Consider the following 15,637-nt stretch of genomic DNA (forward strand, 5'->3'; position numbering starts at 1 on the left):
GCCGGTCGTGCCTTGCGCCGACCGGCCTGGAGCATTCCCATGTCCCTGAACCCTGATATCGCTGCCTACCTGCAGCTGGTCGAAGCCGGCCGCGCCGAAGGCAAGACGTTGGCGATGCACGCTGCCAGCCCTGAACAAGCCCGCGAAGCGTTCGACCAATCGTCATTGTTGATGAGTACGGGCGGCGACGACCTTGAGCACATCGAGGCGTTGCAGATTCCCGCCCGCGACGGCACACCGCTGCACGCGCGGTTGTACAGTGCCCACGGCATCGACCGTGAGCGCCTGCAGCCTGGAGTGTTGTATTTCCATGGTGGTGGCTACGTGGTCGGCAGCCTGGACTCCCACGATGCCCTGTGCCGCACCCTGGCAGCGCTGTCCGGGTGCGTGGTGCTGTCGGTGGCCTACCGGCTGGCGCCGCAGTGGCGTTTTCCAACCGCGGTGCACGACGCACTGGATGCCTGGCACTGGTTGCTGGACCAGGGCGCCAGTATCGGCATCGACGGGGAGCGCCTGGCCATCGCCGGTGACAGTGTCGGAGGCAGCCTGGCGGCGGTGGTGGCCAATCACGCGCCGGTGGCGCCATGCCTGCAGGTGATGATCTACCCGGTCACCGATGCCAGCCGCTGGCACGCTTCGGTTCAACGCTACGCCACTGGCCACTTGCTGGAGGCCGACACGTTGGAGTGGTTCTACCAGCAGTACCAGCGCAGCGCCGACGACCGCTTCGACCCACGCTTCTCGCCGCTACTGGAAGCACCTGAGCGGCTGCGCGTGCCGGCGTTGCTGTTGCTCGCCGAATGCGACCCGCTGTTCGATGAAGGCCGCGCCTATGCCGCGCACCTGCGCGCAGCGGGAGTCGAGGTGCAGGAGCGGGTGTACGAAGGCATGACCCATGACTTCATGCGCATGGATGCATTGGTGGACGAAGCGCAGGAGGCGCTGGAGGTGATCGCCGAGGCGTTGCAGCGGCGGTTGATGCATGTCGGTTAAGGTTCAAGAGGGCTGCTTTGCAGCCCATCGCTGGCCAAGCCTGCGATGGGCCGCAGGGCGGCCCCGAAGGGTTCAAGCGTTGATCAGAACTTGGCGCGCAGTGCCAGGTTGAAGTTGCGCGGTTCGCCGTAGAAGTTCCAGTAGTTCGGGTTACCGAGGGTCTGGTAGTACTTCTTGTCGAATACGTTATCCAGGTTGTACTGGACTTCGAGGTTCTTGTTGATCTCGTAGATCGCGTGCAAGTTGGTCAGGTGGTAGGCGTCCTGCTGGATCTTGTAGGTCTCGCCGACCTCGGTCTGGGTCATCTTGCTCTGCGCATAGAAGCTGCCGCCCACACGCAGGTGGTTGAGCGCGCCTGGCAGGCGGTAGTCGGTGGCCAGCTTGAACAGGTGACGTGGCGAGGCGGTGTTGAAGTCTTCGCCCTTCTGCTCGCCGCCGATGTACTTGGACTGGGTGTAGGTGTAGCCCGCGGACAGGTTCCAGTCCGGCAGGATCTCGCCGTTGAGCTCAAGCTCGATACCCTTGTTGCGGACCTTGTCGGAGGCGCGGTAGCAGCCGTCGGGGCAAATGGTTTCAGCGACCAGTTCGGCACGGCCGGTCTGGTCAGCCTGGAAGATTGCGATGGAAGTCTGCAGGCGCTTGTCGAAGAATTCGCCCTTCAGGCCGATCTCGTAGTTGCTGCCAGTCATCGGCTTGAGCATGCTGCCGTCGGCAGCCTGATTGTCTTGCGGCTTGAAGATTTCGGTATAGCTGGCGTAAGCCGACCAGTTTTCGTTCAGCTCCTGAATCAGGCCTGCGTATGGCGTGACTTCGCCACTTTTGGAGAAGTGGCCATGGTCACTGTCTTCGCGGATGCCATTGGTGTCGGTCAAGGTGTCGAAGCTGTACCAGCTCAGGCGGCTGCCGAGAATGAACTTCGTGGTGTCGGTCAGGCTGAAGCGGCTGGCGACATAAATACCTTTCTGTTCCTGGGTACGGTTGTACTTCCACTGGTTGACGTTGAGGTTTTCCGGCTTTGGCGGGTCGAACGCACCGAGGTTGTTCATGTCGACGATGTAGCGGTAGGTGGCATCGCGTCCACCATGGTAGTCGAAGTCGTCCTTGTTCCAGTTACCGCCGACGATCAGGTCATGCTGGCGACCAAGCAGCTGGAACGGACCGGTGAAGTAGCCGTCGATGCTGGTCTGGGTGTCGTCGTAACGAAACAGGCGAGGGTTGAGGGTATACAGGTCGGTGCCACCGCCAGGGAAGGTATAGTTGCCCAGGAAGTCCGACTTGGCCCACATCTGGTTGACGGCGATCACGCCTTTCCAGCCGTTGTCGAAGGTGTGCTGGACATCGGCGAACAGGGTGGTGTTGCGCTTGTCCAGGTGGTTCCAGTCGCCGGTCAGCGAGGTGGAACGGGAGATTGGGTAGAACTCGCCGTTCTCCTTGGTCGGTAGGCCCGACCAGTCGTAACCGGAGTTGCGTTCTTTCTGGTAGGTGAAGCCGAAGGTGGCCACGGTCGACTCGTCCAGGTCAGCCTCCAGGATGCCGTAGAACAGCTGGTTTTCCTTCTGGGCGGTGTCCAAGTAGCTGTTGGCATTGTTGTACGAGATCACCGAGCGGCCACGCAGGGTACCGGCTTCGTTCAGTGGCGAGGACACATCGACCATGGTCTTGTAGTTGTCCCAGGAACCGACCGAGGTTTCGATCAGGGCCTGACGCTCGGCAGTCGGGCGCTTGCGGATCAGGTTGATGGAGGCCGAGGGATTGCCCGCGCCTTCCATCAGGCCAGTGGCGCCGCGCACGATCTCCACGCGGTCGTAGATGTCGGTGTTTGGCTTGGATTGGGCATCCATCGAGTAGGCGTTGCCGATGTTGGTCGGTACGCCGTCGATCTGCAGGTTGTCCACCGACTGCCCGCGAGCCTGGTAGATCGAACGCTCACCGCCGTTCTTGACGATGGTGATGCCAGTGGCGTTCTTCATCACGTCGTCGAGGTTCTGCATGTTCTGGTCGTCCATGCGCTGGCGGGTGACGACGGTCACGGACTGCGGCGTTTCACGCAGGGACATCGGCAGCTTGGTGGCGGTGCTGGAGCGGCCGGTAGCGTAGGCGTGGGTGCCCTCGGTGGTCTCGCCCAGGGACGCGCCACTGATGTTGGTCGGTGCCAGTTCCAGATCGGCGCTGTTGCCCTTGCGCAGCAGGATCACCTGCGGGTTGCCCTGCAGGGTGAAGGTCATGCCGGTGCCGCCCAGCAACAGGGCCAGGGCGCGGGCCGGTTCTGCGCGTTGTTTCACCGCCTGGCTGGTGAGTCCGCTGACGTCATCGGGGTTGAACAGGATCTGCATGTCGGCCTGGCGACCGAATGTTTGCAAGGCGCTGGCCAGTGACTGGGCCGGGATGTCGAAGCTGGCTTCCTGGGCCTGGACCTGGGCGGCAATGGGCAGTGCAAGGAGCAGGCCGAAGCGAGGCAGAGGCTTGAAGCGCAGGGTGCAGCGCATGACGAGGCTGGCGAGGCTGAAGGGTTTGTGGACGGGCGACATTTCAAATGCTCATGTAAGTGAACGGCAGATTTTTTGGTTGTTGATAAGAAGACGCATTCAGCGACAAATTCCGGAAAGAACCTGTCGCTGTTTTTTCTTGTCGTCTCAGGCCGGTACGGGGGATGAGCTCACTTTGCCGCTGTGCATCCTCACCAACTGGTCCGCTACATCGAAGTAGCGGTCGTCGTGAGAGATGACGATGATGGTCTTGCCCAGCCGTTTCAGGTCGGGCAGCAACTCGGTGTAAAAAATGCGGCGGAAGGTCGGGTCCTGGTCTGCCGCCCACTCGTCGAACACCAGTACCGGGCGCTCTTCTAGCCAGGCATTGATCAGGGCCAGGCGCTTGCGCTGGCCGGTCGACAGGTCGGTGGTGGTGAAGCTGCCGTCGCGCACGCTGACCTTGTGGCCGATCTCCAGGCGTTGCAGGTAGCGGTTGGCGTCGTCGGGGATGTGCAGGTCGCCTTCGACCACGTCGTCGAACAGGTAGTAGTCGGCGAAGATGGTGGTGAACAGCTGGCGGTATTCGTCGCGGTTGCTCGGGTCTATGGCCTTGCCGTTGAGGCGGATCTCGCCCTGGTGCGGGGCGTATAGGCCCAGTAGCAGTTTGATCAGGGTCGTCTTGCCGCAGCCGTTCTCGCCGACGATGAAAACGATGTCGCCTTGCTCGATGCGCAGGTTGACCGGACCCAGGCGGAACGGCTCGCTGCCTTCGACCGGCGGGAAGGCGTAGCCTACGTTGAACAGTTCCAGGCTTTGCACCGGCTCGGGCTTGCTGACCTTGGCGTCGAGCAGCAGGTGCGGCTCGGGCGAGGAGAACTGCTCGGACAGCTGGGCGACGCGGGCGAAGGCGACCTTGGCGCGGCTGACGATGGGCAGGGTGCCGATCAGGTGTTCCAGCGGGCCTTTCATGTACAGCAGCACCAGCACGAAGCCGCTCATCACGGTCTTGTCGTCGCTGGGCCACAGCGACTGCAGCACCAAAGCCATGCCGATGACCACGAAGAACAGCATCGAGCCGAAGGTCTTGGCCACCACGAAGGTGTTGATGGCTTTGATCTGGGTCTTGCAGATGAAGTCGGCGGTGGCCTGCACGCCCTGGCTGAACATGCGGTTGCGGCGAGGACGGTGGATGCGTAGTTCCTTGGCGCCTTCGGCGATGGCGCTGTAGTTCTTCTGCAGGGTGTCCTCGGCTTCACGGGCGGTGGCGAAGCCACGACCGCCGCTGGCCTGGGCGACGAACTGGGCGGCGCTGCCGATGGCGATGGCCACCACCATCAACAGGAACATTGGCCAGGACAGCATGGCCAGGTAGCCCAGGCAACCGAGCGTCACGGTCATCGAGATGGCCAGCGGGGCGAAGGCGAAGGCGAAGTCGCTGATGGTGTCGACATCGTGGGTCAGCACAGGGATCAGGCGATGGCTGCGGTAGCGCTCGATCTGCTCGATGGGGGCGGCGAGGGTTTTCTCGCCCAGCGTCTTGCGCAGCTTGGCGATGATGTTCTGGCCGACGTAGTTGGTGCCGATGTCGGCGCTGATCGAACAGGTCAGGGCCAGCAGGCACAGGCCGGCGAAGGCTGCGATGGCGGTGCTGGTGATGTTGCCGCCGCTATGCAGGGCGTTGTTGATGCTGGCGAGCAGCGCGGTGACGCTAAGGCCACCGACCATCCCCAGGACGATGGAGAGGGCAACGATGGGCCAGAAGGGTCTGAGCAGGGCGAACAGTTCGCTGAGGGCGCCGCGGGGAGGCTGAGTCATGGGGCAGGGTTCCGCTTTGGAAAATGGCTGTGGGCTCCCTGTAGGACGACTGGTGGGCAGGGGAATTTAGCGCGCCTCTGGGGGGGGCGCCTTGCGCCCCTTTGTCGTTCAGAGATCGCGTACTACACGAAAGCCGATCCAATCGCCGCGTTCGTTGGGGTAGAGGTCGTTGCGATTACCGGAGCGAGAGAACACCGGGGCCTCGCCATAGTCGTTGCCGCGAATGCTCTGGAACCTGCAGTCTTTCTCTTGCCATGGGCTGCCATCGCTCGGCGCGCCAACATAGTTGTCGTGCTTGCAGTCGGCGGTCCACTCATAGATGTTGCCGTGCATGTCGTACACGCCAAAGGCGTTGGCCGGGAAGCTACCGACCGGCGCGGTGTAGCTGTAGCCGTCGGCCGGCCCGTAGGTATTGGCGTGCTTGGCGATGCTGTACTCCTTGCCTTCGTCGAAGGGGAAGGGGAACGGGCCGGTGCTGCCAGCACGGGCGGCGTACTCGCGGACCGACTCGCTGGGCAGGCGGTAGGGCTTACCGGTCTTGTTCGACAGCCAGGCGACGTAGTCCTGGGCTTCCTTGAGGTTCATGCACACGGCAGGGTGGCGGCTGGTCACCGGGTAGTTGCCGCCATAGGTGGGGCGGCCACCCTGGGTGGCGGTGCCGGCCTGACACAGGCGGCCAGGGCGTTCGTCACCGCTGGGCATCATGTAGCCGGTGGCCTGGATGAAGGCGTCCCACTCGGCGAAGGTAATGGGGAAGCGGCTGATAGCGAAGGGCTTGGTGAAGGTGACCTTGTGCAGCGGGCCTTCATCGGCCTGGCGTCCGACTTCGTCATCGGGGGTGCCCATCATGAACGAGCCGGTGGGCAGGACCACCATCTCCGGGCAGTCTTTCTCGCAGTCCTTGAAGACAGTACCGGGCTTGGGCGTGCCCGCCTGAGCCCAGGCGCTGGCGGTGAGCAGGGCGAGCAGTGCCAGCGGCGCGAGGACCGGTAGGGTGCGGCGGTGGCGTACGTGGGGTTCAGGGTTCATGAGTCGTCTCGTGCGAAGGGAATTCGGGCGTCACAGCTGGGCGCTGAGCAGTGTCATGAAACGGTCGATCTGCGCTTCGTCGTTGAGCAGGCCGGGTGCGGTGCGGATGACCGGGCCGACGTCGCGGTACACCGCATCGACGATCGCCTTCTGCCGCAGCAAGGCGGCGGCAACCTTGTCGCTGTCGCGGTCCTTGACTCGGAAAAAGGTGAAGCCTGCGCTATGTTGCGCAGCCATCGGGGTGACCAGTTCGACCTGGCGGTGTTCGCCAAGGCGCTGCTTGAGGTAGCTGTTGAGCTGGTGAATACGGCCCTGGACCTCGGCCTTGCCCAGTTGCAAGTGCAGCTTGAACGCCTCGTCCAATGCCCAGCGGTGCTCGAAGGCGTGGTAACCCCCAGGGGTGAGGCTGGTGGCGAAATCGGTGTCCTGGGAAAAGGTCGGGATCAGCGGCGTGATGTCCTTGAGTTGTTCGCTGCGCGCACAGACGATGCCGGTACCACGCGGGCCGAACATCCACTTGTGGGTGCCGGCGATGAAGTAGTCGCAGTTCATCTGCGGGAAGCTCAGGTCTTCCACGCCAAAACCATGCACGCCGTCGACCACATAGAGGATGCGATCGACCTCGGCGCGGTCGCGGTTGTGCCGGTCGACCACCGCGCCGATTTCCGCCAGGGGTAGCTTCACGCCGCTACCCGACTGTACCCAGGTCATGCCCAGCACCCGTGTGTTGGAGCGAATGGCGCGGTCGATGTTGCCGACGATCTCGTCGGTGCTGACCTTGGCCGGGTCCTTGAACAGGCGGATTCGGCGCACTTGGGTACCTTGACGCTGGGTGCGAAAGTCAAGCACCGCCTCGGCGGCGGAATGCTCGTGGACGGTGGTCAGGATCTCCTGGTCCGGGCGCACGTGCAGGCCACCGTAGATAATCGCCAGGCCTTCGGTGGTGCTGCCGGTCAGGGCGATCTGGCCGGGGCGTGCCTGCAGGTACTTGCCCGCCCACGCGCGAACCCGGGCCTCGTGCTGCCAGGGTTCCTGGCGGTCCCAGTCCATGACCAGGCCTGGGTTGCGATCGACGCTGGCGCGGTAGCGATCGATGGCGTCCTGCACCGGTTTAGGGTGCGAGGTGATCAGGAAGTTCGAAAGATGCAGGTAGTCCGGGTCCTGGTTGAACAGCTGACGCAACTGCGTCCATTGGTTACCCTGGGTCGATGGTTTTGCTGGATTGGCCAGGGCTTGGCCGAGGCCGCCGCCAAAGGGCAGGGCAACGGCGAGCAGGCTGGCCTGTTTGAGAAAAGTACGGCGGTCGCTCATGGTTGCGCTTACCGGGTAGAGGAAAGAGAAGGGCTGGCGGCCTTTTCAACCTGGGCCCAGACACGCAGGAAATTGCCGCCCCACAGCTTGGCGATATCGGCTTCGCTATAGCCACGCTGGATCAGTTCGGCGGTGACGTTGCGCACCTGGCTCACATCCTCCCAACCTCGCACGCCACCCCCTTCGTTGAAGTCCGAGGCGATGCCGACGTGGTCGATACCGATCTTGCGCACGGCGTAGTCGATGGCATCGCCCAGGTCCTTGAGGCTGGCCTTGGGTTCTTCGTCGAGAATGGCGTACAGCTGGCTGGCGTAGCTGCCGAAACGCTGCTCGGGCCAGGCGGCGATGATCGGGTCGCCGGGCATCAGGGCCATGGCCAGGTTGGGCAGCGGTGGCAGGTCGAACTTGGCGCGCAGGGCGTTGAGCTTGTCCTGGGTCTTTTGCGTGAGCGGGCGCAGGTAGCCGGAGAAGCCGACGATCTGCACCACGCCGCCGCTGTTCTTGATCAGTTGCATCTCGCGGTCGCTGAGGTTGCGTGGGATATCGACCATCGCCCGTGGCGCAGAGTGCGAGGCGACGATGGGCGCGCGGCTCAGGGCGCTGACTTGTTCCAAGGCCTGGGTGGACATCTGCGAGACATCGATGATCACCCCCAGGTCATTGAGCCGTTGCACGGCCTGCTTGCCGATGGGTGAGAGACCACCCAGGGCGTCGGGTGAGTCGTTGAAGAACGGCAGCGGGCGCGAGGAGTCGGCCCAGTCGTTGTTGCCGATGTAGCTGAAGCCGAACATGCGCATACCCCGTGCGGCCCAATTGTCCAGCAGGTTCAAGTCGTTGCCCAACGGGTAGGCGTTGAGCATGCTGATGAAGATGGCGAACTTGCCTTCGCCGTGCAGGCGGCGGAAATCGTCGGGGGTATAGGCGATACCGACCTGGTTGGGGAAGTCGCGCACCAGGCCGGAGATGATCTTGTAGCGCACCTCCTGCTGATTACGGGCCTCCTCGACAAACCCTGCGGTCGGCCGGTGCGGTGCATCGGGGCCGTTCCAGATTTCCGGCCAGCCGAAGAGGGTCAAGGCGGCGCCGGACAATCGTCCTTTGGCGGCCTTGGCCAGGTCGAACTGGCCGTCGCCATCCTTGTCCGCCTCCTGGCCATGGGTACCGAAGTCCAGCGGCAGGGTGATGTGGCTGTCGAAGGAGATCAGCCGATCCTGCAGCTCGTCGGCCTGCTTGATCACCTCGCGCGGGTAGTGCGGGGCGGGGTTCAGCCATTGGTTCCAGGCCAGGTAGCCACCGGCACCGAGCAGCAGGGCCAGGGGCACACCGATGTACAAGGTTTTCTTCCAGCGAGGTTGTGTCATTGCCATCTCGTTTCAGGTCCGCGAATGCCGGGGCTTGGGCTGTCTGGGAGGGACGAGCGTGGCGGGAGGAAATTTAGCGAGGGGCAGCGACGACCTGGCTAAATTTCGCCGGGGAGCATACGTCCTTGCTGGGACAGCGCCTGCTTCATGGCGGACACAGGTAGGGTAATGACGATTTCTCGACGAGGTTTCATGACCGGTGTGGCCCTGGCGGGCGCGGCCCTGCCGGCGGTCCACTATGCGCACCGCGAGCTGACCAGGGATGAGTTTCCGGTCACCCCGGGGGAGGCCAGCGTGGAGCTTGCCGACACCGCCGGCCAACGCCTGGGCAACCGCCTGCGCGGTATCTGGGCTATCCGCTTCGAAGGGGCCGATGCCGGGCTTGCGGGTCTGCCGGCTCAGCAGCTTGAACTGTTCATCGACGTTGCCGCGCGAGGACGTGGCGTGCGCGGTTGCCTTGACACGGCACAACGGCTGCGCAGCGAAAAGGCGCCGCGTTACCAGTTGATCGGTGACCTGGCCGAGTCCGATTCCAATTGCCTTTACTGGCGCCTGATGCCAACGGATGCGAGCCATCGAGGTTATGAAATGGCGATCACCCTGGATCAGGTGTGGGGCGAGTTCGGCAATGCCGGCAGCGAGACCCTGAGTGGGCAGATTGCCGCGCTGGACCGGTCCCTGGCGCTGCCGTTGCAGGACAACCGCTTCGTCGCCATTGGCCAGCGCTTCCCCGAAGCGCGCCAGACCATTGGCCTTGAGCCGGCCTTGCTGGACTGGCTGATTTCCCCCGAGCACCGACTGTTCCACCAGTTGTGGCATGCCTCGCGTGACAAGTGGCACAACCTCTCGGAGGAAAAGCGCAATGCCCTGCGCGGCCTGGGGTGGCAACCTGGCCCTCGTGAGCGCGAGCGTGATGCGCGCGGCAAACTCAAGGACCGCAACGGCTCGGGCGAGGACTTTTTCTTCATGCACCGGCACATGCTCGCTGCGGCCCGTGCGCTGCAGCCGCTGCCGTCGTGGTCGAGCTTTCCGTTGCCGCAGCCGGAGCTTGAACGCGACCGCCTGGGTTTTGCCCGTTACTTCGATAACCTCGACGGCTGCTCGGTGCCGCCGACCTGGCTGGCGCCGGGGGACGATGCGTTCAGCGAGTGGGTCAACGGCATCAAGCGTGCCGAGACGTTCCATGGCAACTTCGCGGTATGGGAGTCTCGGTATCGCGACCCGCGTTACTTGTCGCGGATGACCTTGGGGCAATTGGGCTCGGAGATGGAGCTGGGCCTGCACGACTGGCTGCACATGCGCTGGGCGTCGGTGCCGCGCGACCCCTCCAACGGCGCGCCGGTGCCGCTGGCCCGCGAGCTGGATGACTTTGCGCCGCGTTGGTATGCAGCGGAAAACGACTTTTTGGGCGACCCGTTCTCGTCCCATGTGCACCCGGTGTTCTGGCGGTTTCATGGTTGGATCGACGATCGCGTGGAGGACTGGTTCGCCGCCCATGAGCGTTTTCACCCGGGCGAAGTCAGCCGGATGCAGGTCAACGGCGTGCCGTGGTTTGCGCCGGGGCGCTGGGTGGAGGTGGCTGACCCCTGGCTGGGGCCGGATACCCATGGCTGCAGTACAGTGCCTGGGGTAAGGCCGGGCAGGTCGGTGGAGATGGATGTCGAGACCATGAAGCTGGCATTGCGCATCATCTTTGGCGAGGACGAAGGCAAGTTGGCCGGGTTCATGCGCCAGGTGCCGAAACGGCCGTGGTATGCGCGGCATCTTTCATTGAAGGGATTGCTGGCCTGAGTGCGCCATGGGTTGGATTGATCTCCAACCTTCGTGGCATCGAACTATTCGTGGGAGCGGCCAGGCGTCGCGAAAGGGCTGCACAGCAGCCCCGTGTGTACTCACTGGGCTGTTTTCACGTGCCAGCCGCCACCCAGTGCCTTGTACAGGGCCACGCTCGCTTGCAATCGCGCCAAGCGCAACTGCGCCTGCTGATCCTGTGCCTCGTACAGCGTGCGCTGGGTTTCCAACACCGTCAGCAGCGTTTCGGCTCCGGCACCGTAACGTTGCTGGGCGAGGTCGAAGGCCAGGCGGGCCTGTTGCACTTGCTCATCCTGCCATTGCCGTTGCCGGTCGACGCCATGGATGGCGTTGAGCGCTTTCTCGACGTCGGCGAAGCCGGCCAGGATGCTGCTGCGATAGGCCTCGAGCAACTCCTCTTGCTCTGCCTCGGCCAATTCACGCGAGGCCCGCAGTCGGCCGTTGTTGAAGATCGGCGCGACCAGGCCGGAGGTCAGCGTGTAGTACGGGCTGTCGAAGACCTGGGGCAGGGTGCGGGCCCCCGAACCGAACTCGGCGCCGAGGGTCAGCTTTGGTAGCAGGGCGGCCCGTGCGACCTGCACATTGGCGCTGGCGGCCGCCAGGCGCGCTTCGGCGGCTGCGATGTCTGGCCGGCGGGTCAGCAGGTCGCTGGGCATACCGCTGCCAATTGCCGGCCACTGCACCGTGTCGATGCGCTCGTCGCTGCCGGGCAAATGTTGCACGGGGTCGCCGAGCAGGGTGGCCAGCGTGACGCGGTTGTCCTGCTGGCGTTGCTCAAGCAGCGGCAGTTGGCGCTCCTGGGCGGCCACCAGGCTACGTTGTTGCGCCAACTCAAGGCGCGTGGCCGAGCCAGAGCGCTGCCGCACCTCGACCAGGCCCAGCACATCCCGCGCATTGCGCAGGTTCAGGCGGGCGATGCGCAGTTGCTCATCCAGTGCCAGCCCTTGCAGGTAGCTATCGGCAACGGCACTGACCAGGGTCAGTTCCACAGTCTGGCGGTCGAAGCGGCTGGCGTCCAGGCCATGCAGGCCGCTGTCGCGTGCGGCGCGCAGGCCGCCCCAGAAGTCGATCTCGTAGGTCGCGCTGAGCGTGGTGCCAAACGAGGTGCTGGTGCGTTCGCTGCTGCTGACATCGAGCTGGTCGCTGCCGTCGCCCCGCAGCAGGTGCTGTCGGCTGCCTTCAAACCCGAAGTTCAACGCCGGCAGCAGTGGCGCGCCGGCGATCACGGCGCGGGCCTGGGCCTGGCGTACACGTGCGGTGGCAGCCGCCAGGTCGTAGCTGTTGCGCCGCGCACGTTCAACCAGACGGTCCAGTTCGGGGCTGGCGAAGGCTTTCCACCACTTCGTCTGTGGCAGGGTGAGCCCGGCAGCACCGGTCTCTCCTTGCCAGTTATCCGGTGGTGCGATGCCGCTTTCGGGCGGTGGCGGTGTGCTGCAGGCGGCGAGGCAAAGGCTCAGGGTCATCAGGCTGATGCGGCTTGGCAATGTCATGGGTTATTCGCTGGTAAGGGCTTTGACCGGATCGAGACGCGCCGCCTTGCGGGCCGGCATGAAGCCGAACACGATGCCGGTGACTACGGCGCAGGCGAAGGCGCCGAGGATGGCGGGTAGGGCGAAGGCCACGGCGACCCCGGCAAGCATCAGGCCTGCGCCGATGCCCAAGGCCAGTGCGATGCCGGTCAGGCCGCCGACCATCGACAGCATCACCGCCTCACTGAGGAACTGGCGCAGGATGTCGCGCTGGCGGGCGCCGGTGGCCATGCGAATACCGATCTCGCGGGTGCGTTCGCGCACGGTCATCAGCATGATGTTCATCACCCCGATGCCGCCGACCAGCAGGGAGATCGCGGCGATCGCCCCCAGCATCAGCGACAGGCTGTTCTGGGTGCGGGCTTCGGCCTGGATCAGTGCGGCGTCGTTGGTCAGCTCGAAGTCTTGCTTGCCTTGGTGACGCTGGCGCATCAGGTGATCGATGGCTGCTTCGGTCTCGGCCACTCGTGCCGAATCTCGGGCGGCGATGATCACGTATTCCGGGTCCTGGGTACCGAACAGGCGAATGGACGCTGCCGAGTAGGGCACGACGATGCGTTCGTCGCTGTTCTGGTCGCCGGAGCTGGCGCCTTTTCCGGCCAGCACGCCGACGATCTGGAACGGTACGTTGCCGAGCAGCAGGTACTGGCCGATCGGGTCGCTGCCAGGTTCGAGCAGCGTGTCGCGTACCTTCTGGCCGATCACCGCGACGGCGGCGCCAGTGCGTTCGTCGCTGTCGCTGAAGAAGCTGCCCTGGACCACCGGCCAATTGAGGATGTAGGGGAACTCGATATTGTTGCCGCCGACGTAGAATTTCTGGTTGTTGTTGCCGTGGCGCACCATCACGTCGTCCCCGATCACCGGCATGATCCGCGTCACCTGGGGCAGTTCGGCAATCGCCGCAACATCGTCCAGGGTCACCACGCCGGCGGGCTCACGCAGGGTGGCGTGGCGACCGTTGAGGTAGAGGATGTTCGAGCCGAAGGCGGCCATCTGTGCCATGACCTGGCGTTTGCTGCCTTCGCCCACAGCCAGCATGACCACCACCGAGGCGACGCCGATGACGATGCCGAGCAGGGTCAGGGCAGTGCGAAAGCGATTGATCCACATGACCCGCCAGGCTGCCTGCAAGGCTTCGACCAGCTCGCCCTTCCAGGCGCCACGCTCAGTGGCGCCGCGATCCAGGCGTTCGCGCAGGTCTTCGGCCTGCAGGCCTCGGTGCGGATTGACCGGTGGCTGGTCGTCGGCCGAATCGCTGATCACCAAGCCGTCGCGAATCTCGATCACCCGGTGTGCGCGTGCCGCCACCTCGCGGTCGTGGGTGATAAGGATGATCACATGCCCCTGGCTGGCCAGTTCGTCGAGCAGGGCCATGACTTCGGCGCCGCTGTGGCTGTCGAGGGCTCCAGTGGGTTCGTCGGCGAGGATGATGTGGCCGCCGTTCATCAGCGCGCGGGCGATGGAAACGCGCTGTTGCTGACCGCCGGACAACTGGTGCGGGCGGTTGCCCGTGCGGCTGGCCAGGCCCAGGCGTTCGAGCAGGGCGGCGGCGCGGGCGTGGCGCTCGCTGGCCGGTAAGCCGGCATAGATGGCTGGCATTTCGACGTTTTCCTGGGCCGAGCCCGAAGGAATCAGGTGGTAGCCCTGGAACACGAAACCGAAGGCCTCGCGTCGCAGCCAGGCCAGCTCGTCGGTGTCCAGCTCGGCCACGTCCTTGCCGGCGAAGCGATAGCAGCCGGAACTGGGGCGGTCGAGGCAGCCGAGGATGTTCATCAGGGTCGATTTGCCAGACCCTGACGCGCCGACGATGGCGACAAATTCGCCGGGGTGCACGCGCAGGCTGATACCGCGCAGGACTTCGACCTTGGGTGTGTCGAGGCCGCCGTAGACTTTGCGGATGTCGCGAAGCTCGATCAGGGGGGCGGACATTCAACCTCCGCTGGCGGCAGGGGCGCCGATGAGCAGGCGTTCGCCTTCGCGGACACCGTCGAGGATCTGTACCCGCAGCCGGTCGCTCAGGCCGGTGCGCACTTGGCGCTGCTCGACCTTGCCGTCGCGGGTGAGTACCTGGGCCATGCGCAGGCCGTCACCATCGCTGTCGTCCAGCGCCGCCAGCGGTGCGGTCAGTACCTGGCTGGCCTGGCCGGCGACGAAGAACACCTGGGTGGTCATCTCGGCCATCAGTGCCCCGTCAGGGTTGTCCACGTCCAGCAGCACGGTGTACTGCACGACTTGGCTGCCGGTCGTGCCGGAGGTGGCGCTGGTCGGGCTGCCGCCGCCCTGGCTGGACTGCTCCAGCGGCTTGGGCGGAATCGGCAGTATCTGGCGCACGGTGCTGGTCCAGCGGCGCTTGCCACCGGCCAAGGTGGTGAAGTAAGCGCTCATGCCGGGCTTGACCTTGCCGATATCGGCCTCGGAGACCTGGGCCCAGACGGTCATCGGCGACAGCTTGGCGATGCGCAGGATCAGGGGCGTCTGTTGCTGGGCATTCAGGGTCTGGCCCTCGCGGGCGTCCACGGCGACCACGGTGCCGTCCATGGGCGCGTAGATGCGCGTGTAGCCAAGTTCGGCCTGGTCGCTGCGCAGGCTGGCCTGGGCCTGAAGGATCTGCGCCTGGTACATGTCGATGCGGGCCTGGGTGACCTTGAGCTGGGCATCGGCAGCCTGCACGTCTTCCTCGCGGGTGGCACCAGCGGCGGCCAGGTCGCGCTGGCGTTTGAGCTGTTGCTGGGCCAAGCGGTACTGGGCGCGCTGCTCGGCCAACTGGGCCTTGAGGTTCTCGATCGAGTAGCGGCCGGCGTCGAGCCTGGCCTGCTGGGTTGACGGGTCGATCTCGACCAGCAACTGGCCCTGGTGAACCTGGTCGCCCGCTTCGACATGCAGGCGACGGATCTGCCCCGAGGCCTGGGCGCCGACATCGACGTAGCGACGAGGTTGCAGGGTGCCCAGGGCGGTGACGCTGCTTTCGATATCGGCGCGGGTGACGGTTACCGTGCTGGCCGGCTGGTTGTCGAATGGCAAGGTCTTCCAGGCCAGCAGGCTGCCCAGGCCAAGCAGGCCCAGGCCACCGAGGAGGATGCGGCGGCGAGTGTTGGGTAAGCGTCTCATGCGGACTTCCAGCCAGGGGTGATGGCCACACGCAGCCAGTCGAGGCGCGCAGGGAGGTCCCAGTTAGACGAAGATCAGCATGCGGGATTTACCCAGGTTGGGGGTACCGCTGTGTGTTGCTGAGAATAATTATAATTTGTAAGATTGCACGCTGATATCACATATTCCCGCGTCCCCGCACACCTGTGGCAGGGCAGGGCGACGCCAGGTG

Annotated in this window: 10 protein-coding genes; 2 read left to right on the forward strand and 8 right to left on the reverse strand. The window is 64.5% G+C overall.

Annotation, left to right across the window (positions count from 1 at the left end; all coding sequences use genetic code 11):
* The first annotated feature begins 39 nt into the window (after positions 1–39).
* Positions 40–993, forward strand: a complete 954-nt coding sequence (locus tag C4Q26_RS20520) for an alpha/beta hydrolase (RefSeq protein ID WP_023381383.1) — start codon at positions 40–42, stop codon at positions 991–993.
* A gap of 83 nt (positions 994–1,076) precedes the next feature.
* Here C4Q26_RS20520 and C4Q26_RS20525 read toward each other — a convergent pair whose 3' ends face one another.
* The 5 genes from C4Q26_RS20525 to pvdM form a co-directional block, all read right to left on the reverse strand.
* Complete coding sequence (locus tag C4Q26_RS20525) at positions 1,077–3,521, reverse strand: TonB-dependent siderophore receptor (protein ID WP_023381382.1); 2,445 nt, start codon at positions 3,519–3,521, stop codon at positions 1,077–1,079.
* A gap of 105 nt (positions 3,522–3,626) precedes the next feature.
* Positions 3,627–5,276 carry a cyclic peptide export ABC transporter gene (locus C4Q26_RS20530; RefSeq protein WP_104883450.1) on the reverse strand — a complete coding sequence of 550 codons (1,650 nt, stop codon included), beginning with the start codon at positions 5,274–5,276 and terminating at the stop codon, positions 3,627–3,629.
* A gap of 108 nt (positions 5,277–5,384) precedes the next feature.
* Entirely contained in the window at positions 5,385–6,305 is a 921-nt protein-coding gene (locus C4Q26_RS20535) for a formylglycine-generating enzyme family protein (RefSeq protein WP_023381380.1), read from the reverse strand.
* Positions 6,306–6,335: 30 nt separating this feature from the next.
* Entirely contained in the window at positions 6,336–7,616 is a 1,281-nt protein-coding gene (locus tag C4Q26_RS20540) for an aminotransferase class V-fold PLP-dependent enzyme (RefSeq protein ID WP_023381379.1), read from the reverse strand.
* 8 nt (positions 7,617–7,624) lie between these two features.
* Entirely contained in the window at positions 7,625–8,977 is a 1,353-nt protein-coding gene (pvdM, locus tag C4Q26_RS20545; RefSeq protein WP_104883451.1) for a pyoverdine-tailoring dipeptidase-like protein PvdM, read from the reverse strand.
* A 168-nt stretch (positions 8,978–9,145) separates the two neighbouring features.
* Between pvdM and C4Q26_RS20550 the strand changes: the two genes are divergently transcribed.
* Positions 9,146–10,768, forward strand: a complete 1,623-nt coding sequence (locus C4Q26_RS20550) for a twin-arginine translocation signal domain-containing protein (RefSeq protein WP_104883452.1) — start codon at positions 9,146–9,148, stop codon at positions 10,766–10,768.
* Between the two features lie 101 nt (positions 10,769–10,869).
* On the opposite strand, the gene C4Q26_RS20555 is transcribed toward C4Q26_RS20550, so the two are convergent.
* Genes C4Q26_RS20555 through C4Q26_RS20565 form a run of 3 tightly spaced genes read right to left on the reverse strand, consistent with a single transcriptional unit; the run spans position 10,870 to position 15,426 of the window.
* On the reverse strand, positions 10,870–12,279 hold the full coding sequence (locus C4Q26_RS20555; RefSeq protein WP_104883453.1) for an efflux transporter outer membrane subunit: 1,410 nt from the start codon (positions 12,277–12,279) through the stop codon (positions 10,870–10,872).
* Between the two features lie 3 nt (positions 12,280–12,282).
* On the reverse strand, positions 12,283–14,247 hold the full coding sequence (locus tag C4Q26_RS20560) for a MacB family efflux pump subunit (protein WP_104881458.1): 1,965 nt from the start codon (positions 14,245–14,247) through the stop codon (positions 12,283–12,285).
* Positions 14,248–15,426 carry an efflux RND transporter periplasmic adaptor subunit gene (locus C4Q26_RS20565; RefSeq protein ID WP_023381374.1) on the reverse strand — a complete coding sequence of 393 codons (1,179 nt, stop codon included), beginning with the start codon at positions 15,424–15,426 and terminating at the stop codon, positions 14,248–14,250.
* Between the last annotated feature and the right edge of the window lie 211 nt (positions 15,427–15,637).

Source organism: Pseudomonas sp. SWI44 (genome assembly GCF_002947915.1).
Classification (GTDB): domain Bacteria; phylum Pseudomonadota; class Gammaproteobacteria; order Pseudomonadales; family Pseudomonadaceae; genus Aquipseudomonas; species Aquipseudomonas taiwanensis.